Origin of the sequence: Desulforhabdus amnigena (genome assembly GCF_027925305.1) — a bacterium.
Lineage (GTDB): Bacteria > Desulfobacterota > Syntrophobacteria > Syntrophobacterales > Syntrophobacteraceae > Desulforhabdus > Desulforhabdus amnigena.
Map to the genome: position 1 here is coordinate 3184413 of NZ_BSDR01000001.1, position 22743 is coordinate 3207155.

22 protein-coding genes are annotated in these 22743 nt (G+C 60.9%); 7 read left to right on the forward strand and 15 right to left on the reverse strand.

The genetic code is table 11. The features are described from left to right. Positions 1 to 8 precede the first annotated feature (8 nt). From QMG16_RS13530 to QMG16_RS13575, 10 genes are all read right to left on the reverse strand, one after another. Positions 9 to 1865 carry a phage tail sheath C-terminal domain-containing protein gene (locus tag QMG16_RS13530; protein WP_281794968.1) on the reverse strand — a complete coding sequence of 619 codons (1857 nt, stop codon included), beginning with the start codon at positions 1863 to 1865 and terminating at the stop codon, positions 9 to 11. A 3-nt stretch (positions 1866 to 1868) separates the two neighbouring features. Further along, complete coding sequence (locus tag QMG16_RS13535; protein WP_281794970.1) at positions 1869 to 2138, reverse strand: hypothetical protein; 270 nt, start codon at positions 2136 to 2138, stop codon at positions 1869 to 1871. Positions 2139 to 2155: 17 nt separating this feature from the next. Then, the gene (locus tag QMG16_RS13540) at positions 2156 to 2704 is read right to left on the reverse strand and encodes a hypothetical protein (RefSeq protein ID WP_281794972.1); all 549 of its coding nucleotides are present in this window, start codon (positions 2702 to 2704) and stop codon (positions 2156 to 2158) included. 74 nt (positions 2705 to 2778) lie between these two features. Continuing rightward, positions 2779 to 3264, reverse strand: a complete 486-nt coding sequence (locus tag QMG16_RS13545) for a phage virion morphogenesis protein (RefSeq protein WP_281794974.1) — start codon at positions 3262 to 3264, stop codon at positions 2779 to 2781. Next, a complete protein-coding gene (locus QMG16_RS13550) occupies positions 3254 to 3616 on the reverse strand; it encodes a hypothetical protein (RefSeq protein WP_281794975.1) in 363 nt (120 codons plus the stop codon). Before QMG16_RS13550 ends, QMG16_RS13545 begins: the two co-directional genes overlap by 11 nt. Beyond that, the gene (locus tag QMG16_RS13555) at positions 3613 to 4071 is read right to left on the reverse strand and encodes a hypothetical protein (RefSeq protein WP_281794977.1); all 459 of its coding nucleotides are present in this window, start codon (positions 4069 to 4071) and stop codon (positions 3613 to 3615) included. Before QMG16_RS13555 ends, QMG16_RS13550 begins: the two co-directional genes overlap by 4 nt. Further along, a complete protein-coding gene (locus tag QMG16_RS13560; protein ID WP_281794979.1) occupies positions 4058 to 4420 on the reverse strand; it encodes a hypothetical protein in 363 nt (120 codons plus the stop codon). Before QMG16_RS13560 ends, QMG16_RS13555 begins: the two co-directional genes overlap by 14 nt. 12 nt (positions 4421 to 4432) lie before the next feature. Continuing rightward, entirely contained in the window at positions 4433 to 5296 is an 864-nt protein-coding gene (locus tag QMG16_RS13565; protein ID WP_281794981.1) for an HK97-fold major capsid protein, read from the reverse strand. Between the two features lie 18 nt (positions 5297 to 5314). After that, positions 5315 to 5677 (reverse strand): hypothetical protein, encoded by a 363-nt coding sequence (locus tag QMG16_RS13570; RefSeq protein ID WP_028588260.1) that lies wholly within the window; start codon positions 5675 to 5677, stop codon positions 5315 to 5317. Between the two features lie 16 nt (positions 5678 to 5693). Further along, complete coding sequence (locus QMG16_RS13575; protein WP_281794982.1) at positions 5694 to 9554, reverse strand: DNA adenine methylase; 3861 nt, start codon at positions 9552 to 9554, stop codon at positions 5694 to 5696. Between the two features lie 245 nt (positions 9555 to 9799). Here QMG16_RS13575 and QMG16_RS13580 point away from each other — a divergent pair, with 245 nt between their 5' ends. From QMG16_RS13580 to QMG16_RS13590, 3 genes are read left to right on the forward strand one after another with little or no spacing between them, the layout of a single operon-like run. After that, on the forward strand, positions 9800 to 10009 hold the full coding sequence (locus QMG16_RS13580) for a helix-turn-helix domain-containing protein (RefSeq protein ID WP_281794984.1): 210 nt from the start codon (positions 9800 to 9802) through the stop codon (positions 10007 to 10009). Next, complete coding sequence (locus tag QMG16_RS13585; RefSeq protein WP_281794987.1) at positions 10006 to 12216, forward strand: DUF1156 domain-containing protein; 2211 nt, start codon at positions 10006 to 10008, stop codon at positions 12214 to 12216. Before QMG16_RS13580 ends, QMG16_RS13585 begins: the two co-directional genes overlap by 4 nt. Further along, positions 12197 to 13228: a hypothetical protein gene (locus QMG16_RS13590; RefSeq protein ID WP_281794989.1), complete on the forward strand. Its 1032-nt coding sequence runs from the start codon at positions 12197 to 12199 to the stop codon at positions 13226 to 13228. The genes QMG16_RS13585 and QMG16_RS13590 overlap by 20 nt, the downstream gene beginning before the upstream one ends. A gap of 1 nt (position 13229) precedes the next feature. Here QMG16_RS13590 and QMG16_RS13595 read toward each other — a convergent pair whose 3' ends face one another. Together QMG16_RS13595 and QMG16_RS13600 are read right to left on the reverse strand one after the other, a co-directional pair. Then, positions 13230 to 14795 carry a minor capsid protein gene (locus QMG16_RS13595; RefSeq protein WP_281794991.1) on the reverse strand — a complete coding sequence of 522 codons (1566 nt, stop codon included), beginning with the start codon at positions 14793 to 14795 and terminating at the stop codon, positions 13230 to 13232. Further along, positions 14792 to 16312 (reverse strand): phage portal protein family protein, encoded by a 1521-nt coding sequence (locus QMG16_RS13600; RefSeq protein ID WP_373878746.1) that lies wholly within the window; start codon positions 16310 to 16312, stop codon positions 14792 to 14794. The genes QMG16_RS13595 and QMG16_RS13600 overlap by 4 nt, the downstream gene beginning before the upstream one ends. Before the next feature lie 320 nt (positions 16313 to 16632). Between QMG16_RS13600 and QMG16_RS13605 the strand changes: the two genes are divergently transcribed. Further along, positions 16633 to 17946 carry an ATP-binding protein gene (locus QMG16_RS13605; protein ID WP_281794995.1) on the forward strand — a complete coding sequence of 438 codons (1314 nt, stop codon included), beginning with the start codon at positions 16633 to 16635 and terminating at the stop codon, positions 17944 to 17946. A gap of 4 nt (positions 17947 to 17950) precedes the next feature. After that, positions 17951 to 18937, forward strand: coding sequence for a metallophosphoesterase family protein (locus QMG16_RS13610; protein WP_281794996.1), 987 nt, complete (start codon positions 17951 to 17953; stop codon positions 18935 to 18937). On the opposite strand, the gene QMG16_RS13615 is transcribed toward QMG16_RS13610, so the two are convergent. From QMG16_RS13615 to QMG16_RS13625, 3 genes are read right to left on the reverse strand one after another with little or no spacing between them, the layout of a single operon-like run. Next, on the reverse strand, positions 18930 to 20456 hold the full coding sequence (locus QMG16_RS13615; protein WP_020046766.1) for a terminase large subunit domain-containing protein: 1527 nt from the start codon (positions 20454 to 20456) through the stop codon (positions 18930 to 18932). The two genes, QMG16_RS13610 and QMG16_RS13615, sit on opposite strands and share 8 nt — an antisense overlap. Then, positions 20456 to 20734: a hypothetical protein gene (locus QMG16_RS13620; RefSeq protein ID WP_020046765.1), complete on the reverse strand. Its 279-nt coding sequence runs from the start codon at positions 20732 to 20734 to the stop codon at positions 20456 to 20458. The genes QMG16_RS13615 and QMG16_RS13620 overlap by 1 nt, the downstream gene beginning before the upstream one ends. Continuing rightward, a complete protein-coding gene (locus tag QMG16_RS13625) occupies positions 20731 to 21021 on the reverse strand; it encodes a hypothetical protein (RefSeq protein ID WP_281795003.1) in 291 nt (96 codons plus the stop codon). Before QMG16_RS13625 ends, QMG16_RS13620 begins: the two co-directional genes overlap by 4 nt. Before the next feature lie 218 nt (positions 21022 to 21239). On the opposite strand from QMG16_RS13625, the gene QMG16_RS13630 reads away from it, so the two are divergent. Next, entirely contained in the window at positions 21240 to 21641 is a 402-nt protein-coding gene (locus QMG16_RS13630) for a hypothetical protein (RefSeq protein WP_020046763.1), read from the forward strand. Continuing rightward, positions 21595 to 22554, forward strand: coding sequence for a tyrosine-type recombinase/integrase (locus QMG16_RS13635; RefSeq protein ID WP_020046762.1), 960 nt, complete (start codon positions 21595 to 21597; stop codon positions 22552 to 22554). Before QMG16_RS13630 ends, QMG16_RS13635 begins: the two co-directional genes overlap by 47 nt. The last annotated feature ends 189 nt before the right edge of the window (positions 22555 to 22743 follow it).

The window sequence follows — 22743 nt, forward strand, 5'->3', positions numbered from 1 at the left end:
TTACCTCCTTACCCGGTCTTGAATATCTCTTTGAAATCTGCCCCCGTGGCGGTGAGCACGAAGTTGAGCTCGATGAATTCCGCCGTTTTGGTCGGCTTGACGAAGACGCGCGCCACGAGTTCGTTGCGGTCGATCACGGCCGGGGTGTTGGTCTCCTCGTCGCACTGGACGGCGAAGTCGTAGAGACCGCCCTTGTCCTTGATGTCCTGCATGAAGGGGTTGATCAACCGGATCAGCGCCCGCCAGGTCTGCGGGTTGTTGGGTTCGAAGACCACGAAGCGCGAGGATTCGGCGATGGCTTCCTCGATGAACATCATCAGCCGCCGCACGTTGACGCGGTCGAGGGCCGAGGGCTGGCTTTGCAGGGTCTTCTGTCCCCAGATGTTGATGCCGCTGTCGGGGAAGGAAGCGATCACATTGACACCTTCGGGATAGAGGACGTCCCGCTCGCCCCGGCTGGTCTTGTAGCCCAGGGACAAGGCGTTGAAGACCCGGCCGCGGTCGATGCCAGCGGGCGCGTACCAGACGTGGGTCTTCTTGTCGCTGCGGGCGTAGCACCCGGCCACGGCTCCGCTGGGCGGAACGAGCTTGCGCTTGCCGGTCACCGGGTCGTTGATCTCGATCCAGGGATAGTAGAGCGCGGCATAAGACGAGTTGAAGGCCCCATGGGAATACATTCCCTGGCCCTTGCGGAAATCCACCGCTTCCAGGGGTTCGAGGTGAATGGGCGCTTCGGCGAGAAACATGAGGTCCTGGCGGTTTTCCGCGTAGGTGATGCCGGCGTGGATCACCTCGGCGGTCGTGACGCCCGGAACCATGACCAGATTCAGCGCGTCGATCTCGTCGAAGGCGTAGAAGCCTGTGTGCTGGGAGGGATCGCCGGAGTAGTCGGCATCGTCGAGCCCGGTAAGACCGTCGTCTCCTCCAGAAAGGTCGAACACCCCGATCACCGGCCGGTCCAACGGAAGGCCGGATGCGGTTCCAAGGTCCTCGACGGTGATGAAATCCGACCGTTCGTTGACGACAAGCTCTACATGGTTCGAAGCCGCTTCGTCCATCGAGAGGTCCTTGAAGACCTCCACGACCTCACCTTTGTGGCGGACCACCAGGTTGAAAGCGCCGCTCGGATCGAGAGAACCGTCTTCGACCTGGACGGAGAGACGCTCGCCCCAGGTTCCTTCGTCGGCCGCCCGCACCTTGAGCGTGTCCATCGCGTCCATGCCTCCGGACAAGTTTGCCGAGGCCGCGGCTTGGACGATGCCCGCGTCCTGCGTGTCCGCCGTGACCAGCGCGGAGGCCTCCGCAGAACCGACGACCGCGGCGACCACCTGGTCCGCTGTGGATACAGGATCACCCGCGCCGTCGGTCGCCAGGTTCACGGTGATTGCTTGTCCCAAGACCTCGACGGAGAGAGGCGTATCGTTTCCCGAAACGACGAATTCGACGGAGACGGCATTTCCAGCGGCCCCCGGCTGAATCGCCCGCCACGCGATTCGATCCGTGCCGACGGTGCCGGTTGCGAGTGACGCCGTCGCCGCGCGCCGGTCCTTGAGGATAGCTTGCGCCTTCACGGCGGTCAGGGTGTTCCGATCCGTGGGATCGGTCAGATGGGCGATGCGGTTCACGAAAAGGACGGAGCCGCCGTTGTCGAAGAACGCCCTTGCGGCGTAGGCGAGGTATCCGGCCTGCAGGTAGGAGCCGAACTTGTTGATGAACTGCTCCCAGCTCGTGACCAAAACGGGCTTATTGATAGGGCCGCGTTCGGCCACACCCACCATGCCGCAGGAGGAGGTGGATATCTGCTTGACGTAAAAACTGAAGTCGACTTCACGGGTATAGATGCCCGGTGAAAGATACGTGCCCATGGGTTACCTCCGTTTCCGACGTTTGCCGCCGTTTGCGCCGGTGTGTTCCGTCTCGGTCTCGACCGGCTCTTCCCGCGGCGTCTCGGGTTCGGGAACGGTCGGCGGCGACGACGTCAGCGACACGAAGCCCCGCTTTGCCGCGGCATCGATCTCGGGGGAAATGTCGTCCTCACCCAGCGTTCTGCGCTCGCGGGGATTCAGATGAAGCCCCCGGCCGCCTCCCGCCAGGTGGAACGTGAGCGGTTGGAACAGAAGATTCTTGATTTCGATCACAGTGGTTCCTCCTTGTTTCATGGGGTATGGAGCCGATCCTCCTCGACGCCGTCCCGGAACTCGAACCGGCGGTCTTTGATGAGCGGGCCCGTTTCGACGAGGCCGTCGTAAACCGGGCAGTCCTCGATCCGGCAGCGGCCGCTGCTCTGGCGCAGGTTGGACAGGTTCACCCGTCGCAATCCGCCCAATGGGACGATCTCCGTCAGGTTGAGGGAACCGCGGTCTTCCACGACCAGGACCGGGTGGATTTGATAGAAACGGGCCACCCGTTCCTGGAGGTCCAACAGGGCTCCTTCGCGACCGGCGGTGACGATGACGTCGAAGTCGAGGTGGTAGAGTCGGGGATGGCGGCACTGTTCATAAATGAGGTTCGGGACATCCTTCTCCACTATGTGGGCCATGGTGCGGCGGTCGCCGTTTTCCGCCAGCGTCGGTCCCTGCAGGATCAGGCTCGGCACGTTGGGCACCTCGAAGACGTCGTCCGCGGCGACGAGCACCGCGTCCGGGTCGATCTCCGCCTTGATCAGGCGGATCAGGCTTTCAACGACTGTGCGAACGGTTTCCAATTCCGGTTCCTCCGGCTCAAGCGAACGTTTCCGCTGGATACCTACCGGAGCCTGATGGGAAGTGTCGGCGGGGATCAGAGCGCGGCGCGGATGGCCTGGCGGTAGTTCTCGATGATCTGCTCGCGGTACTTTTCCATGGTGGGATGCAGGAATGGACGGGGCGGGATGACGATCACCGCGCCGTTGGGGTGCTGGATGGTGGCTCCGTATTCCATCACCGCGCCGATGTTCACCAGGTCGTCGCCGTCCTTGTTGACAGTGCCGCGCAGGAGTCCCACGAAAGCCCGGTCCGAGAGGATGCGCTGAGTGATCGAATTGACGAGGAAGCCGGTATCGATCAGGGCCTTGCTGGAACCCTTGCGTGCGATGGTGCTCTCGGCCAACTTGACGAACGCCTTTCCGCCGGGAGCTTGGGACCGGATGCCGCGCTTGATCTCGCGGACGAGGAGAAGGGCGTTCTTGATGGTCGCCTGCCGGATCGCCAGGGCGAGCCGGGCCCCGGGATTGCCGGCCAGCTTCGCTTTCGCCTTTTCCCAATCGCCGAAACGCTTAACTCCCATGGATGCGCACCAGCTTCAGCACCTTGTGGGTCACGACGCCGAAAAGACGCTCTTCCACTATGGTCTGAACCCGAAAAACGTCCGCGCCGCTTTTCACCCGGTCTTCCGCTCTCACGTCCAGACCGGGGAGCACGCAGGCCGTGGCGTCGATCTTGTTGGCGAGATCTTCCGGAGGCGTTTCGATGAACTCGAGAGGAAAGATATCCACCTCGGCGAAGGATGCGTCGTCCGATCCGTACAACCGCTCGCCGGGCACGGCGCGCATCAACGCGGCTTCCTGCCCGCATGCCAGGATCAGTTCTTTTACGTCTCCGGCGGCCGCATCTTTCTCGGGATCGCTCAAGAGGCTCACAGCTCAAGCTCGCTTCCTTGGTCGTAGATGACCGGTCTGAGTCCGCCGGGCGTGATGATGTAGTCCTCGGGGGATGCGGCGGCTCCCGGTTTGATTTCACTCAGCCGCTGCTTGTACACGGCCTTGAGGTCTCCCTCGAGCCCGGCCCAATGCTCGGGCTGTTTGGTCTTGTCCACCCTTTTGTCGCCGCTGGAAAAGGCGAACGCGTTGGCGGTCTGTGCCCGCATGACCTGGCATGCATGAATCTGGCCCAGTAGGAGCAACAGCTCACGCGGCTCGCCTTCAGGCTCCGGAACCACCTCTCCGTTCACGACGGACAGGGAAAGCTCCAGGTCGCGTGCCAAACGATACACGCCCTTCAGGATGCATCGGGAAAGGACGTCGTCGGTGAACAGCTCGCCTTGGGGGTCGGACAGGTCGGTCCGGAGAACGGCGACAAGATCAGCCAGCGCCACCTTCCACCTCCGTCAGCCGCTTCTTGAGGGCGTCGATCACCGTCCGTCGTTTCTCACCCGCCAAGTGGGCTTTGAGCTTGTCGGGATCACCCTCGGTGCCGATCCGGGAGATGGCTTCGGTTGCGGTAAGCCCAGAGAGGTCTTCCTCTTGAATACTGGTCAAGGGGCTTTCGTCCTGTTTCCGGTGATCGTCCTTGCCGTCCATCCGGGCGAGCCTTCCCGCGGACAATGCCGACTCCATCTGAGGGGAGATCGAGTCCGTTTCGAAGGCCTGGCCCGGGTCGAGGCGCAGCTTCACATCGGCGATGATCAGGACTCCCGGGCGGATGTTTTTCAGTTTCACCGTCACGGTTCACCTCCGTCAGCCGAGAATTTTGATCTTGGCGAGAATGTCCGGGCGGGTGATGCCTTGCCCCAGTTCCGACCAGACGAGCCAGCCGGTCTTGAAGCGGGTCTTCTGCTCGATGGCTTCGGTCTTGAGGCTCTCGCGCACCGGCATCTTGCCGACCTCTTCGTCGGGGATGAGCAGCACCTCGTCGATGGCCTGCGCTGCGGTCAGCAGTATGCCGCCGGTCCCATAGTTCTTGATGACGCCCTTGGCCCGCAGTTCTGCTTTGGTTTCCGGGTCGAGGTTCCAGCCCCGCAGGTCATTGAAACGCCGGCCCCTCATGACGATGTACTTCACCGTCAACTCGAGGTCCTCGATGATGGAGATCGCCTCGTTGAGCGCCTCCTCGGTGAGGGTCGCGCCGGTCACCTCCACGGTGTTGGCCGCGGGCACAGCCGCCGAAAGCACCGTAATGGTCCGCTTGTCGATCTCCTTGCGGATTTCGTCCGCAGCCGCGGTCTGGATGTCCATCAGGGTGCCGATGTTGCCGTTCTTGAGCACCGAAACGTCGACCATGGGAGCGGAGTGGATGCGGTTTGTCGGGAACTCCACTTCGTCCTTGCCGACTTCCTGCTCCTGAGCCTCGCCTTCGGTGGAAATCCAGTAGGCCTTCACTTTGGGCTTCTTCTGGTAAAGAGGACGCTCTCCCTTGGGCAGAGTGTGCTTCGTGAGCAGGAGCGAAGAGATCTCCTTGCGCTTGATTTCCTGTTCGATGGGCTCGGCGATGGCTGCGGCCAGCGCGCGCATCCCTTCCGGGGACTCCAGCGCCTCGGACATCAGGCGCGCCATCGTCTCCATGTACTCCTGGCTGTGCACGTTCATGCGGATCGTCTCCATATCGTTTTCCTCCTGTAATCAGATGAGCAGCCGGAACTTGATCGTTCCGCCGGAGACGGAGACGGCCCGGGCGATGACTTCCTCGCCCGCCTGCACGCCCGCGGTGAGTTTCCCGTTGGCCGAAACCTTCAGGTCGTCGCCGGGATTCACGGTCCCCTCGAAGACGTCGGTCTCGTAGACGCCGCCCATGCAGTAGATGCCGGGCATCTCTCCGTTCTTGTAATCCTTGATCAGAATGCCGAACGACTTGGCCGTCGGCGTGGTGTTCACGGCGAAGAGGTCGTTGCCGACGATCCTCACCACCTGGCCGAGTTGGCCGTCGCCCTGCAGGTAGCCGTCGCCGTATGCGAGGCCCCGATGATTGGGATTGATGAAAGCCATGGTCATTCCTCCTTTGTCAGTTGGTCGAAACCGGTTCTCCGGTCGCCGTCGCCACTCGCTGCCGGTAGGCGGCCATGAAGCCGCTCTTCAGCCGGTCCTCGAGGCTCGTCTTTTTGTCTTCCACGTCCTTCGGACGGACGCCCGCGTCGCTGCGAAGAGGCGGATCGTCGCCGCCGGATGAAGCCTTCGCGGTTTCCGCTCCGGCTCCTCGGTCCTTGGCGTCCTTGTCGTCGGCGTGAGCGCGGGGCCCGGCCTTCATCATCCGCTCGAAAGCGGCTTCGCTGGCGGCGAAGGCGTCGTCGGAAAGACCGGCCAGACGGATCAGCTCCTGTTCGCGATCCTCGTCGCTCTCGAATGCCAGCCCGCTCTTTTCGATCTTGCGCAGAAGCTTCTGGGCTCGGCTCCTGTTCGCGGCGGCCTTTTTCTCCGCCTCCAGTTCCTCGAGTTGCTTCTGCAGGCCGAGAACCTGCTGTTTGAGTTCCTTGTTCTCCCGCTCCAGTTCCTTGAGCCGGGTCTTGTCATCGGGCGCGGTCCCGCCGCCGTCGTCCTTCTTCTTGGCGGCTTCCGCCGCCCTGTCCTCGGTTTCCTTGTGTTTCTCGTCCATTGTCGGACCTCCTTCAGAGTGGGTTGTCGAACCATCGTTTTCCGCCGCGGCGACCTTCAGGATGCGGGCGTTTTCATCCGCGCCTTTGCGGTCGAGGAGTCCGAGCCCGGTGAAAGTGACGCCGTGGAGGATTTCGTAGACGGGTTGCCCCTGGAGCTCGCCGCCTTTGTTCTTGCGCAGGTGGACGCAGTAATCGCTCTTCGAAACGACGCGTTTGCCGCAGATCGAGCACTCGCCTTCCTCGTAGTCGCATTCCATGGAGACCTGGGAGATGATCCCTTTGCGGATGAGCTTGTAGGCCAACTGCGCGTGCGGGCTGTCGGAGACATAGAGTTCGCCCGCGCACTCGATCCGGCCGCCGCTTTCGTCCTCCACGTAATCCGCCCCCACAATGCCGCCGACGATGTCGGTGAAATCCTGGGAATGCTTCAGGTCGATCTTCTTGTTGATCGCAGTCATGTAGCGGGCGGCCAGTTCGTCTGGGGTGAAGTGGTCGCCGTTCTTGTTCGTGCCGGCCCGGCAGAGGATGAAGGTGAACTGCGGATCGCCCGCGGCCTGGTCCAATGCCGCCGCTTCGGTCTGGAGCCCAGCGAACGTATCGAACGACAGCTCCACGGGGAACGAGGTGTGACATGCCGCCGGTGCCCGCGTATCCGCTTTAGAGCGCGCCGCACCGCGTGATTTGGAAGCGACGAAGAGCAGTTCCTGGGCGTGTTTACCTTCCCGGCCGATGTCCTTGGCGATGTTGTAGTCCACCTCCATGCCGCGGACACGGACGAGACCGTAGTGCTCGGCGAATATCTCCTTGATTTCCTCTTCCCGCGGGAAAGCCCGGTCGCGGTATGACATGAGCACCGTACCGTACTTGCCCCGGGCGTCGGCTGCCATCGTCTCCATCAGGGAACGGATCGATTCCTTGGTGTAACGCGTCCGGGACGGATAGTTGCGGCGGGGATTGTCCTGGAGTTCCTTGTCCGCCCAGCGGGTCATGAGACCCTCGATGAAATGCAGGGAGTCCTCGTAATCGTTGCTGCCGAACTCGGTGACGTAGGGCGGGTCCAGATACAGAACGTCCGCGCCGAACCGCCGGACCGCTTCGGCCGCATCCAGGTTGAACGCCTTGCACTCTTTGCCGTTGTCGAAGACCAGCCGGTTGAGCTGGCCCACCGAGCGCCGGAACGACTCGATGAACTTGGACAGCGGCGGATTGGAGAGCTGGGATTGCTCCAGGCTGGCATCCGTGTCGAGATCGGCCCGGCGGTGCATCTTGGACCGCGAGAACTGACCGAAGGCGCTCTTCGCCTTGACGGTGGTGCCGAGCGCGGCCAGCGCCAGATCTTTCTTGTAGCCGTGAAGCTTCTGGATGTTCGCCCAGACCTGGTCGAGCCACCGGAGCACCGGCTTGGTGTAGTAGTAGCCGTAGAAGTGATCGACGATAAACGTACCCGCGTCCGCATTGGGTGCGAGGATTCGGTCCACGTCCTCGTCGCTCAGCGTCTCGCTGGAGTTCTCCACCACGGCCCGCGCCAGATGGTGGGGATATCGCAGGAGATCGTTGGCGATGACTTTCAGCCCTTTGCGTTTGAAGTGATAGGCGACGTTGGCCCCACCCGAAAAAGCATCGAGGATGCTCTCCGCTTCCTTGGGGACATGGCTTTCGATCCAGCCGAGCATCAGGTATTTGCTGCCCATGAAACCGGTGACGCGGACCGATTCCGCTTTCCCGGCCTGGCAGCTCAGGAGGTCCAGCGATTCGCCCAGCGGCGCGTCCGCCAGGGCGATCAGGTTCTCCTCCACGCGCAGGGCGGCATCGACGGCCCGTGCGGCTTCGTGCTTGTCGATCCACTCCTTGGCTTTTTCCATGGTCCAGCCGTCCGGGTTCTTCTCCGTCTTGCGGACGAACCGGTAGGCCTGCAGCACCATGGAGCGCGGATTGCCGCCCTCGGGCACGAACTTTTTCTTCAATCGCCCGATGATGATCGCAACGCCGTCGACGCCATCCAGGGGCTTGCGGCGGAAGCTGTCGGGTTCGAACTCGTCCGGGTTCCGGACGCGGAAACGTACCTCGTTCTCGGTTTCCTCCCAGACGGCTTCTGCCCGCAGGCTGTCCTCTGCGGACGCCTTGGCGGACCGCTCCGCGCCCTCGGCCTTGCGGCAGATGAACAGACGCTCCTTGGCGTGGGACGCCTCACCGTGCCGGGATGTGATGGCGTAATGGTGATCGTGGGAGCGCATCGACGAATCCCGTCCCAGGGAGGCGATGATCCGCCGCATCTCCGATTCGTTCGGATAGGCATGGTCCCGGTAGGAAATGAGCCAGTGCGGGATATGCTTGGCGTTGCCGAGGAAGGACTCGAAGAACTCCGCGGCGTTGGCGCGGGTCACGGTCTTGTGGTCGGTCTCGTAGTGCTTGGTCTTGGAGTCCTCGACAAGGGTCAGCCCCTCCCAATAGGTCATCAGCCCTTCCACGAAGTGGTAGGATTTCTCGTAGTTGGTGGTCGAAAACTCCGTGGCGTAGGGCGGATCGAAATAGGCCAGATCGGCCTTGGCCTCCGGCAGGAAGTCGTTGATGTCCTTGCGGGATGCCTTGCACTCCTTGCCGTTGTCGAAAACGAGGGCGTTGATGCGGGCCACGTTCTTGCGCAGCCGCTCCTTGAATTCCTCCGGGGTGTCCTCGCGCTTGCCGTAGCGGGTCGACGACGAGAAATGCCCGAAGCCGCCCTTGCCGGACATGCAGGTCTTGCCCAGGGCGAAGAGAGCGATGTCTTTCTTGAAACCCGAGAGTTTGTCGATGTTCGACCGTATCGTGTCGATCAGGCCGTGGACGCCCTTGGCGAAGAAGATGCCCTTGAAGTTCTCCCGGACGAAGGTTCCGGCCTTCGGGTTGTCCGCGAGCAGCGCCTCCAGGTCCTCATCGGAGAGATGCACCTTGTCGTTCTCGATGATCGCCCGGGCCGCGTGGTGGCAGTAGCGCAGCCGGTCGTTGGCCAGGACCCGCAGGCCCTTGGTCTTGTACATGTAGGCCACGACCGCCGAACCGGAAAACGCGTCGACGACGGATTCCACGCCGTCCGGGGTGTGCTTCCAAATCCAGTCGACCAGCTTCTGCTTCGAGCCGATGTAGTTGGTGATGTATTTAGGCCGCTCTTCCGGCGACGGCTCCTCGGCAGCCGCCTCGGCCTGGGCCTCGAGCGCCTCGAAGTCCAGGTCCAAGGCGGCGTCCGTTTCGAGGAGGAACGCCAGCCGTTCACGGTCGGTTGCGAAAAGCTCCATTCGGTTCTCCGGTCATGTCGCGACAAATCCGGTTGATGCCGGTGAGCGGTCGGCCCGTGCCCGGGGTGAACCCCGATATCAGGCCGAGAGCCCTGTCGCTTGGATACCTACCGGAGACCGTCGGAAAGTGTCGGAGGGGGAATCAGGAGATGCGGCCCGACTTTTTGATTTGACACGAAATGTGCCGGGTGTTATCATTCATTGTCGTTTCGTGGCGAGGACGCGAGCATGTGCAGAGGATTCCGATGGACCGAACAAAGTGGTTGACCATAGAGGAACTGGCCGAATACCTGAAGATGGGCCGGACCAAGCTTTACCGCATGGCGCAGGAGGGGGAAATCCCGGCATCCAAGGTCGGCAACCAATGGCGCTTCGACCGGGAGGAAATCGATCAGTGGATGAAAAACCAACGACCTGTCAGCGCCGGTCAGAGGCAGGAAGGTGTTGCCAGATGATCGAGAGAAATTTCGACATTCCGTTCATTGCCGACCTTGCCCTTCGAGAAAAACAGATTCAACAGAACTACCGGCCTATAATCGCGGTGCATAAATGGTTCGCTCGCAGACCGGGAACGTTATTTCGGGGTCTCTTGCTGGCCGAGTTTTCAGAACGACCTATGCGCGAGGCCTTTTACGATGCCAATGAGTTTGCGGGGCGCAGAATCGCCGACCCGTTCATGGGTGGAGGCACGCCTCTATTGGAAGCGAACCGTCTTGGTTGCGATGTGGTGGGTTTCGATATCAACCCGATGTCCTACTGGATCGTGAAGCAGGGAATCGAGCACCTCAGTCTTGCAGCCTATGACGAGGCTGCGGATTCACTGCGTGCCGAGCTTGAAAAAGAGATCGGCCACCTTTACCGAACAAAATGCTGTTTGTGTGGCAGCGAAGACGCCCACATAAAGTACTTCTTGTGGGTGAAAAAGATCGTCTGTCAGGGTTGCCGAAAGACTGTAGACCTTTTCCCGGGCTATCTTCTCTCTTCGGATGCAAGGCATCCGAAAAACGTCTTCGTATGCCCCTCATGCGGGCAATTGTCGGAAACCGCCGATCGAAAGAATCCCGGTCGATGTGGTTACTGCGGAGATTCGCTTGTAGTGGACGGACCGGCGGCTCGTAACCGTTGCCGGTGCCCCCACTGTGGAGCAGAAAATAGATTCCCGAACCCATCTCTTGGACCTCCAACGCATCGTCTTTTCGCCATCGAGTATCATTGCCCGACCTGTAAGAGCAGACATGATGGACGTTTTTTCAAGGCGCCTGACGATCAAGACATCGCCCGTGTGACGGAATCCGAGAAACGATGGTCGACAACACGACCTCGTTTTGTTCCCGACGATGAGATTCCTTCTGGCGACGAGACAAATCGTCTCCATCGTTGGGGATATAGGCGGTATCGGGAAATGTTCAACGCTCGCCAACTCCTGGGCCTAGAACTTTCCGCACGGATCATTTCTAAGATCACAGATGAACGTGTCAGAAACGCGTTAGCAACCAATTTCTCCGATCTCCTGCGCTACCAGAATATGCTGTGCCGTTACGACACAATGGCGCTGAAGTCCCTGGATATATTTTCTGTACATGGGTTCCCGGTTGGGCTCATCCAATGCGAATCCAATTTTCTCGGGATCGTGGAAAAAGGGAAAAATATATGCGTTGGTAGCGGGGGATGGAAAAACATCACAGAAAAATATCGTAAAGCAAAAGCTTACTGTGATGACCCATTCGAAGTACGCCACAAAGGGCGAAACAAAGAAATAATTCCGATCAGGGGCGAATGGATCGGCGACCGTCTTAACGGTGGACAAGTCGGGCGACACAGGATTGTGGAAATTCACTGCGAAAATTCGGCATCCGTGGATTTGCCTGAATCCTCGCTCGATGCGGTTCTTACCGATCCTCCTTACTTTGGAAATGTCCAATATGCGGAATTGATGGACTTCTGTTACGTATGGTTGCGAAAGTTGATCGGCGAGAAGGAGAAACCGTTTCAGCACCCATCGACGCGGAGCCAGCATGAATTAACCGGCAATGTAGACATGGGAAGAGATCTGGAATATTTTACGGAGGGCATCTCTTCCGTATTCCAGCGAATGGCAAAAGCCCTGAAGCCAAAGGCCCCGTTAGCCTTCACTTATCATCACAACACCATCGAAGCCTACTTTCCAATTGCCGTGGCCATCCTTGACGCCGGATTGGTTTGTTCCGCTTCCTTGCCTTGTCCGGCGGAGATGGGAGCTTCCATCCATATCAACGGCACGGGTTCTTCCATTATCGACACTGTTTTTGTATGTCGAAAGACCGGATTCGTTTCAAAACAAAGTTTGCCTTGTTTAGCCGCAGGTGTCGCCGGTCTGGTATGCCAAGACTTAGCCGAGCTTCGGAAAGGAAATGTTAAGCCGTCGATTGGGGACACTCGTTGCATTGCTTATGGCCATCTCATTCGCTTGGCGATATGGAATCTGCGGAGCACTTGGGACAATTCAACCAATACATCAAAGAAACTTTCAGCGGTGGCCGATTGGCTCCGAGCATTCGGCGGGTGGCCTAAAGTTGAACGGCACCTCAATGAATTAAATGGAACTTGCTCTCACGAACCGCTGCTCACTGTCCGAGAAAATACCATGGATTACGGAGTCGAATATGCCCACGTTTCCTTTTGAAGTCAGTTTCGAAGACATTCTCAAAAATCCAGAAGGCTACGTCGATGCCGTATTTTCCTGTCTCGAATCCGAGTTTCTGGTCATGCCGAAAGGAGCTGGGTTTGTCGAATACCCCGTTTTCGAGCACGGCTATGAAGCGTTGAAATCAGGGACAATGGGGTTTACTAAATTCGAGCCGACGTCTGTTCTTTCTGTAACCATACAGGAGCCGATTTCCATTGTCGTGCTGCGGACCATGCTTGGCTTCACCCCTCCCGAATGGGGCTATGTGACGAGTCAAAGAACCGGTGTTGATGTTTCACAGGGATTTGTGCGTTCTCTTGACCGTAAAATCCGCATGTCTCCTGAAACACCGCTGAACTTCAACGGTGTCACCAGGGAACGGCTTGAAGCCCTGATCAAAACGGCATGCATGTTGCTCACGGAGGGTGTTCCGGAAGTAGACGTTGATCAGCTTCACCGGCTCGACAAGGCTGACACGAGACGCGGTATCGAAAGCCTCTCAAATCTCGCTGGCATGGGCGTTCCATACGCCATGTTGCTTTATGAGCGCTTTCTCGGAAGGCCATTCGCCGGGCATCGTGATTCGGTGAGCGAATTGGTCGGTGATAGTCTTGAATCGGCCATTGAAGAAGTCTTATCCAAGTCCGGAATCAGTTTCCGCAAAACCAAGCGCGCCGAACGTATCGAGGGGTTCGATCAAACTCCGGATTTCATTATACCGAGCGAATTTAATCCGCAAATTATCATAGAAGCCAAAATCACCGAGGACGATGGAACAGCTCGAGATAAAGTGACCCGGATACAACATCTTGGAGAGCTGAGCCTTGCTGGCCGTCCGTCAGACAATCCAAAATACGAAGTCATCGCGTGTATCGGCGGCCGTGGTTTTGGGGTTCGCCGCGAGGACATGAAGAAAATGATCCTTGCAACGCGTGGAAAGGTCTTCACGATGAAGACCCTTGACCGGCTTGTTGATAACACGCGGCTAAAAGAATTCCGTACAAAATAGATTATTCGCGTGTTTTCCGCCATTTTTCCGCCAGTTCCTCACCGACCGCCTTTTCCAGCGCCTTGACAAGCTGCTGCTTGTTCTTGAGCGGGCCGATGTGGTGCTTCTTCTTGGCGTCGATCAGGGTCGCGCCTTGGAGCGCCTTGTGATCGACGCCGGGTTCCAACTCGTCGAGCAGGTCGATCACGTCCTGCTTGGTCATGTTGAGGGAGACGCCCTTGGCTTTGGCCATCTCCTGCAGCTCGACCACGGTGAGGTCATGCAGCCCGCCGCTCGGCGGAATCTTCTTGAGCTGGTCCGCCAGTTGCTGCGCCTGCTTGAGGGACGCCTGTTTCTGCGCCAGGAGTTGGATCAGGTCGTCCTTGGTGCGGAGCAGGCCGATCTTGTGTTGTTTGAGCTTGGCGTCGAGGGCGGCTCCGGAGAGGGTGGAGTGGTCCACGCCCGGCTCCGCCGCGTCGAGCAGATGGATGAAGTCGGCTTTGGTCCGGGCGATGGAGACGCCGTTCTGCTTGGCCAGGGTCTGGAGTTGCTTCACGCTTAGAGTGTTCAGGTCGGCGATCTGTCCGCCTTCGAAGGCTGCCTTGAGCTTCGCGTCTTCCGCCGCCTTGGCCTTCGCCTGCTCTTCGATGGCCTGGGGCGGGATGATGCACGCGGCGGGTTCAGCCGCGGCTTTCGCCCCCAGCTCTCCTCCGCAGATCACCAGGGGCCAAGCGACCACGCTTGTGCAGCGGCAGTTGGGATGGGCCGGTTGCTGGGGAAAGCGGTTCGTGTCGAACACCTTGCCGTCCAGCGGCCCGCAGACGGGGCAAACCCGCTCGTCCTCCATGGTCATCCATTCGAGCTTCCGAACTCCGACCCGGTCGTGGAACTTGAGTCGCCCCTGGTTATGGGCGCGCAGGACCTCAGTGCGGGCAATCACCTCCATGCGGTACTGGGCCTTGGTGAACACCTTGGAACCGGCGTAGCGGAAGGACTCCGGGTCTTTCACCACGCGCCCGAGGTCGCGGACGATGTCCTCCACGCCCTTGCCGGTGGCGATGCCGCCCATCACGACCCGCTTGATGCCGTCGGCCAGCTCGCGGTTGACGTCGCCGGCCAGGACCAGGTTGTAGTTGGTCATGAAATCGAGGGCATCGGTATCCACCAGGGTGAACACTCGGGTGGCGAGCTTGTCGATGCCCTCCGGGGTCAAGTCGCGGTAAAAGGGAAGCTGGGCCGCGGCGAACTCGTCGATGCCTCGGTAGATGCCCTGGCGGAAGGATGTTTTGGCCGTCTTCCGGAAAAGCAGCGTCTGCTCCCGGTGCAGGCGGCTCGTGGTCTCCTGGATGTCGGCTTGGAGTTTCTTGAGACCTTCGAGAGCGGCCAGCTTGTTGTCGGGGAGGGAGCCGAGACTCTTGTAGCGGAGGATAGCGCGGCGGACCTCCTCCTCGGCCCCGGCAAGCATCGCGGTCAGATCGGCGACCGTTTGCTCCGTATAGAGATTGCGAGCGTGGACGCTCTTCTCCGTGGCCAGGCGGATAGCCTCGGCTTGAGAGAGCGGAAGCTTGGCCGCAAGCGCACCGATCATCCCCCGCACTCCCGGCACGCTACCTGCCGGGACGTCGGTTCCTTCTCCCGGTCGGAGCCGCGTTCCATCGCGGCGGTCTTCAGGTCGAAGAAGCGGCAGACCGGGGTGTCGAAGGTGGTTTCGTTTCGTTGGACCCGGCAGTGGTTGAGATCACCGTCGAAATGCACACAGTCATCACAGACGGCGGCGATGCTTGCGCGGGCGAACGGCCCGGCCCACGATGCCTCGGCGCGACTTCCCGTCGGGTTCTTCGCCGGATCGAGGCCGAGCATCTCCTGGGCCGTCTCGACGCCCATGATTCCGGCGGTCACCATATCGACGATGGGCTTGATCTGCTTTTCGTCGAGCATGTCCACCGAGCGCTTCTCGGTCTCCCGGTTGGCCGCCTCGATGTCGGGATCGAGGTCCATCTTCAGTTGCAGGCTCGAACGGCTGATGAGCTTGCGGTCGTAGAGCTCGATGAGCAGGCGCTTGAAATCGACCGCGTCCGAGGGATCGAGGTCGTTGAACAGGAACTGGAGCGTCTTGTCTTCCCAGCCTTTGAGCTCCAGCCAGTCGTTGAATATCCAGTTCAGGATGCTCCGGGCGGCCTGCTTGATCTCCCGGATCATCACCAGCATCTTCTGGAGGCTCACCGAGGCCGTGGCGAAGTTCGGGCCGTCCCCGGTCACCAGCGACCGCGAGAGGCCTAGCGCCACGACGATGTCCTCCTTCACCTCCTTGACCTTGTCCTCGACGTTGAGGACCTGCCCCTCGGTGCCGTGGGTCTCGACCGTGACGTAGAAAGGGACGACCAAGCCGCTCTTGAGGTCCATCTTGTTGACCATGTCCCGGACCTGTTCGAGCATCTTCTGGTCGGGCATGACCATCTTCTGGCCGAACGCGCCACCGACTTTGAGAAGCCTGAATGGCGTGGCCCAGCGCTTGGCGATGGCCTGTTCGGCCCGGCGGTAGTCGCGGAGGAGTTCGATGGACTGGAACGCGGGAAGGACGAGCGAGTTGCCCCGTGGCGAGAAGGCCGGCGCGTCCCACTTGAGATGGAGCACCTGCTCCACGGGAAGGTCCAGTCCCTCGTCCGCGGCGGGATTGTCTTCCGGCGTCTGCCGGGCTTCGACGAGCCGCCCTTGGGCGTACTTGACCCTGACCGACACCGGGTTGACGCAGACCAGTTCCTCCAAGTCCTTGCCGTCCTTGGTGTAGCGTTTGAATCCGACGGCGTCGCCCTTGACCAGAAGCTGGAGAATCATGTCCTTAACGAACTCGGAGACGCTCAGGCGGTCGGCGACATCCACGGCCTCCCATTTCACCTTCTCGTCATCGCCCGCGATCTTGATTTCTTCGCCCACGGCGAAGGTGCGCCAGGAGTTGACGCAGTTCTTCACCAGCGGTTCTTCGAGGTAGTACTCCCAGGCCTTGCGCGCCCGGTCCTCCCAGGAAGCCGGGATCGCTTCGGAGGCGTTGACCTTGCTGAACACGGACGGGTCCAAGGCCGCGGCGGCTGCCAGAGGAACGAGCACCAGACCGTCCGCTGAAAGCGGCGTCGGCTCAGCGCCCGATCCGGATGCCGGGCTGTCGGGTGTCGAGTTGCTTCGTGTTTCCACCGGGGTCCTCTCGGTTTCTTGCCCTTGTGGGCGCGACATTCGCGCCGTGTGGCGGGGAAAGCCCGCCCCTGGGGTTATCTACCGGAGGCGGGGAAGGAACGTCGGTGGGCGGGTTGTTCGGGCTGGGGAGGTCAGACCGTATCCGGAAATATCCCTTGACACTTAGAGACAAAACCGGCTATATTTATTCCCGGACAAGGCAGAAACCGGAAAGAACCATGGCCAGGAGTGACCCTATGATAGAGACGATCAAATCCATCATCCTGGATTTCCAGGAAACCCGACTGGAGACCGGGGTGCCCCGGCGTTTGCGTATCGAGGCGGTCCACGGCAAGGCCGCCGTCTGCATCGGGGTGCGGCGGAGCGGCAAGTCGACATACATGTTCCAGGTTATCCAGCGGCTGTTGGACGGTGGGGTTCCCCGGCAGAACATTCTGTATCTGAACTTTTTCGACGACCGCCTCCACAACCTGCGGCAGGACAATCTCGGCCTGATCGCCGAGGCCTATTACTCCATCTACCCGGAGAAGAAAAACACCGAGACGATCTACTGCTTTTTCGACGAGATTCAGGCAGCCCCCGGTTGGGAGCCCTTCGTCGACCGTTTGATGCGCACGGAAAAATGCGAGGTGTATCTGACCGGTTCGTCAGCCAGAATGCTGTCGAAGGAGATCGCCACGCAGATGCGCGGGCGGGCGCTTTCGTGGGAGATGTTTCCGTTTTCGTTCAGGGAATTCCTGGACTACAAAGGAATCGCGAGCGAGGGCGCGCTGTCGACGAAAAAGCGGCTCCTCGTTCAAAAGGCCTTCGAGGAATACTGGGAGGCCGGCGGCTTCCCCGAGGTCGCTGGCCTTGGCCGGAACCTGCGGATCAAGACCCACCAGGAATACTTTCACACCATCCTGTTTCGGGATTTGGTCGAGCGCCACGACGTTTCACACCCGAAGGCGGTGACCGATCTGGCGCACTGGCTGGTGGACAACACCGCTTCGCTTTACTCGGTCAACAGTCTCACGGGCTATCTCAAGTCGCTGGGCCATAAGGCTCCGAAGTCTGCGGTGTCGGACTACCTGGAATGGTTCGAGGACGCATATTTCCTGTTCACCGTGCGCATATTCGACCCGTCCCTCGCGCGTAGCAACACCAATCCGAAAAAGGTCTACTGCATCGATCACGCACTGGTCATTTCGGTGTCGTCGGGAATTCTGGTCAACTCCGGCCATCTCCTTGAGAACCTCGTGTTCACCGCGCTCCGGCGTCTTCATCCGGAAATCTACTATTACAAGACCAAGGCCGGCCGGGAGGTCGATTTCATCGTCCCGATGCGAGGCCGGCCGCGGATGCTGGTCCAGGTGTGCGAGTCTCTGGCGGAGCCGCAAACGCGGAAACGGGAGACTGCGGCCTTGAGTGAGGCGATGGCAGAACTGGGTCTCTCCACCGGAACCATCGTGACCCGGAACGAGGACGAGCGGATCGAGGCCGGCGGCGGGACCATCGAAGTGGTCCCGGCATGGCGGTTCCTCCTCGAACTGCCGGAATCTACGGAATAGCTGCATGAGATTCTTGCTGATCAGCGACACACACGGAAGGCTCGGGGTGATCGACGAACTGACCGACCGGGTCCGGGCCGATGCCGTGATCCACGCCGGGGACTTCGGGTTTTTCGACGAAGGGAGTTTCGAGCGCCTCTCGGACCGGGAGCTTCGTCTTCACGTCGCGCATTCCGATCTGCCGCGAACCGAACGGGACCGAATCCTGGCGCTTTCCCGAAAGGACATGATCAGAACGGCGAGGGAGCACCGTTTGCTTGGCGCGTTTCAATTTTTCCTCGAAGGGATCGAATCGTTCCATGTTCCCGTTTACGCCGTCTGGGGAAACCACGAGGACAAGGAGGTCGTCGAGCGGCTCTTCCACGGCGATGTCGCTGTAACAAACCTCCACATCCTGCATCACCGGCGTGGGTACCGGGTCGGACCGGCGTTTATCTCCGGGCTCGGTGGAAATGTGCTTCCCGGCTCGAAGATGATGCAACGGCCCATCGCAGGCGGCGGAGGGAAGATATGGAGCGCGCTTTCCCAGTTCTCCGATTTGATACAAACCGTCGAAAGGGATGCGGCCCCGGCCATGGTGCGCATCTTCGTTTCCCATGTCAGCCCGGGAAAGGAGCCTTTCGTGGAACTTATCGGTGCCAGGACGAGGGCGGATTTCACCGTCAGTGGACACATGGGAGCGCCCGCCAGCATGGTCTGGAATGCGTTCGCGGTAAGCACCGTCGAGGAAGCGGAAAAACGGCTTCGGGATGGTTTCGACGCCGTAAGAGAATCGTGTCTGGACACCGCCAAAACGGATGCTTCATGGGTTGCCGAGACACTCGAATTCATCGGCCGGGTTCCGGAAGATACCATCGACCTTGGAAGGGGCGTCAAAGCGCCCCGCTGGTATCGGCGGATGACGCATATCAACCTGCCAGACGCTCATGTGGGCTACGCCGTCCTCGATATCGACGAGACCGGCTCGAAGCTCCAGACCTTCCTCAGATAAAGACCGGCTCGGTCGTAAGCGGTACCAGAGAGACCGTCTCCTCGCCCACTTGGTTGAGGGTTGACTGCTCCCGGGCCAGCATGGCGCAGCGCACGGCGTCGATGACGTGGTCGTTGCCCTTTGAGTAGACGATGCGTCCGTCGTGCAGCGTGTAGGTGTGGGTGATGAACTGGTCCTCGATCTCCAGGTCCTCGATGGGGAACACAAGCTGACGTCGCTGGAGCGCCCCGGCGATAAGACTGGTCATGAATTCCTTGGTCCGCTTCCTGACCTCGTGGCCGTCGCGCACGGCCAAGGTGGTCATGCCCCCGAAGTCATAACCGCGCAGCCGCCCCTGAAGAGCCAGGTCTTTGTACTTGTCCAGGGTAAGCAGTTCCTGCACGACGGCCATCCCGTTGCCACCGTTGTCCACGCCGATGCCTGCGGCGGTGTAGTACCTGTCCAGGAGTGCGATGGTCTGGGCGATGTGGGGATAAGCCACGTGCTCCATGCGGACCCGCAGGATCAGCTTGACGATCCTCCGCTCGGGCAGTTCGATCTCCTGGAACACGACGATCTCCGTCGGGTCGTTGGTGTAGCCCAGGTCTCCGCCGATCCAGAAGACGCCGGTCCGCGGCATGAGATTGAGCAGCATCTCCAGGCGGTCATGGGATTCCTCCTCGGTGGCGCAGCCGCGCAGTTCCTCGCCGGTGACGACGACCTTCTGGTACTCGACCACATCCTGTCGGCAGAGATTGAGGTGCTCGATGTTGAACGCGCCGTAGGAAGGCTTGCCGTGTTCGCCGGCCACCTCGTGCTGCCAGCCCGCGCTGTCCCGCCCGCCGTAGAACTCCAGCAACTCGGCCTCGCGCTCCTGGGTCCACGCCGGGTTCAGCCAGGAAGGCCAGCGGAACACCCGGAACTGGGTTGAGCCGGTCAAGCGGTAATAGGTCGTGTCACGCAGCCCGTTGGGCGTCGAATAGATGCGCAGTCTGCCGCCCGACTTCAGGCACTGGCGAAGCGCTTTCCAGGCCCGCTCGGTGAGCCAAGCCCCTTCGTCAACCCAAACCCGGTCCACATGCAGTGAGCGGAAAGCGTCGCCGTAAGCCCCGGCGGGACGGAAGTAGAGGATCGCGCCGTTGGTGAATTCGAGCCGGAAGTATGGTTTGCGGTGAATCTTGGGCTTGCCGTATTTGGTGAGAGCCACACTGACCATGAGGTCCGGGTTGGCGTCGAGCTGGAACTCGATCTCCTCGATCAGCGTGTCGAGATGCCCTTGGTGGGGCGCGGCGACGAGTCCCTGGCAGCCGCGGTTGGTGAAGGCGAAATGCAGGGCGTCGGTGGTGATGCAGACGCTCTTGCCCACATCGCGCCCGTCGAGGTGGATGATATTCTTGTCCGGGCAGAGCAGGTCTTCCGCCTGGTGCGGCCAGTAGACCCGTTGTCCCCCGTCGCGGTTGCGCAGGTATCCCTGTCCCCAGAGGACCGGGTCCGCCAGGGTCTCCGCCAGTTTGCGCTCCTTGGCGGATATCCGGGCCATCAGGGCAGCCTCGACCTCAAGACCGACCCGAGGACCGTGCCGACGATTTCGGCCAGAATGTGCTGGACGGCGAGCATCCCTTCGCGGTCGCGGATCACCCCTTCGATATCAGCCGCGGCTTGATCGAGCTCCTCCCACTCGGGGTAAGCCTGCCGTGCGGTATCGAGCCGGGCCAGGGCATCGTCGATCTTCCCGGCAGCCAGCTCCGCGCCGATTTCGACCAGTTGCCGTCCAGCCTCGCGGACGGCCTCGCTGTTCCGTTCTAGGATTTCTTTCATTGCTTGTCCTCCTCCGGTGTTTTTTCCTGCCCCGATGCCCAACGGTCCAGGGCGTCCAATACCCCGGCCAGGCGGTCACCGATGCCGGCCAGGCGCTCCCGGTCCGGGTGCTCCGCGTCGGCCAGGGCCTTGTTGGCCTCGGCCACGTACTCCGGCATGTAGCGGTTCGCCGTGTGTATGGCGTCCTGAATCCGCTGAGGCGGCCTGGCAGCGGCGCAACCCAGCAGGGATGCCGCCAGACTCGCCGCCAACAGCGCCTTCAGGATCATTGCGATCTGTCTTCTCATGATTCCCCTCCCGGCCCGCCCGGGGCCTGATTGTTTCTCTGGAATGTGCATGGAACGCCTTGACTTCCGGCGCACGCGAAGCCTGTATGTGAATGTGCGTAGAGCCTTGATTTACAAGGACTTGAGCCGTTTGAGAGGAGGTGCCGAATGCGAGTTTTAGACGTCGGGACCGTCCGGTCCGGGAAACCTGAACTCAACGAACGAAAGGAGAACGAGTCATGAACGAGACCCTGCATCAGGCCGCCCAGGCCTATCTGGAACACCTGCGGACCCAGGGGAAGAAGGAGCGGACGCTCTACACCTACGGCAAGGACTTCGAGCAGATCGAGGCCTTCTTCGGTGCGGAGCGCAAGCTGTCCAGCGTCCTCATTCCGCACGTGGGAAAATTCTTCAAGTCCGATGCGTTGCTCAAGCTGCCCAACGGGCGGGAGCGCTCCGCGCCCACGGTCGAAAAGACCAAGCGGGTGCTCCGCATGTTTCTGATCTGGGCCAAGGAGACCGGCCGCATCGACAAGCTGCCCCTGCCCAAGGACACGCCCATGGGCCGCAGCGCCAAGAAAGGAGGAGAGCGCGATGACAAACACGACGCCATCGAGGCTCCGGCTGCTGAGCAGTCCTGAGCCTTCCAGCGCGCGGCCCGGTTTCATTGACGCCTTGGAAGCCTTCGGCAGAAGGCTCGCGGCTGAAGGGCGCTCGGAGAACACCATCAGCGCGTACCTGCGCGACCTCTCATACTTGTCAGACGCGATCCTCCGGAGGCATCCGGGGATCGTCCCGGAGGAGGTGACCAGCCCTATGATCGACGAGGCGCTGACCTCACCGGAGGTGACGATCTCGGCCGGAGGCGGCGTCCGCTCGCCGGCGTCCATGCACCGGTTAAAGGCGGCCGTCCGGTCGTTCTTCACCTGGGCCGAGCGGAACGGGATCGTCCGGGAGAATCCGGCCGGGTCGTTGACCCTTCGCAGGCTTCCCCGGACTCCCCCCAAGTTTCTGGCCGAGGCCGAGAAGCGCCGTCTGTTCAAGGAACTTCGCGGCAGGGCATCCTCCCTGGCGATCCGGGACCGCGTCATCATCGAGGTCTTCCTCGGGACCGGCATCCGGCTGCAGGAACTCGTCGACCTTGACATCGAGGACGTGGACCTCGACGCCAAGCATCTCCGCGTGCTCGCCAAGGGCTCCGTCCCGCAAGTGAAGTTTCTAAAGTCCACTCTGCGCTCCCTCCTGCGGAGTTACCTGGTCGAGCGCCGACGCCGGGGCGACGGCGAATGCCGGGCTCTGTTCCTCTCCAACCGCGGGGAGCGGCTCTGCGAGCGGCAGGTGGCCAGGCGGCTCGAGTATTGGCTCAAGGCCGCGGGCATCGACAAGAAGCTCGGTCCGCATGCGCTCCGGCACACCTTCGCCACCCACCTCTACAGCCGGACCGGGGACATCCTGGTGGTCCAGCGGGCCCTCGGTCACCGGGACCTGTCGACCACCCAGGTCTACACCCACCTCGTGGACGGCGCGCTGGAGGACGCCCTCGAGCGCCTCTGATCCGCCGCCGCCCATGGAAGCCAAGCGGTCCACCCGGGCCGCTTTCCCGTTCCCGCCTTCGGACAGGCAATGACAGAGGCAAGAGACAGTCAGCCTACAGTCGCGTCCCCGAACACATCCGCAGGCAATGATGCGGGCAGCATCGGAGCCTTCGGGAGCCGGGCGGAAGCATTGATAGAGAGAACCTTC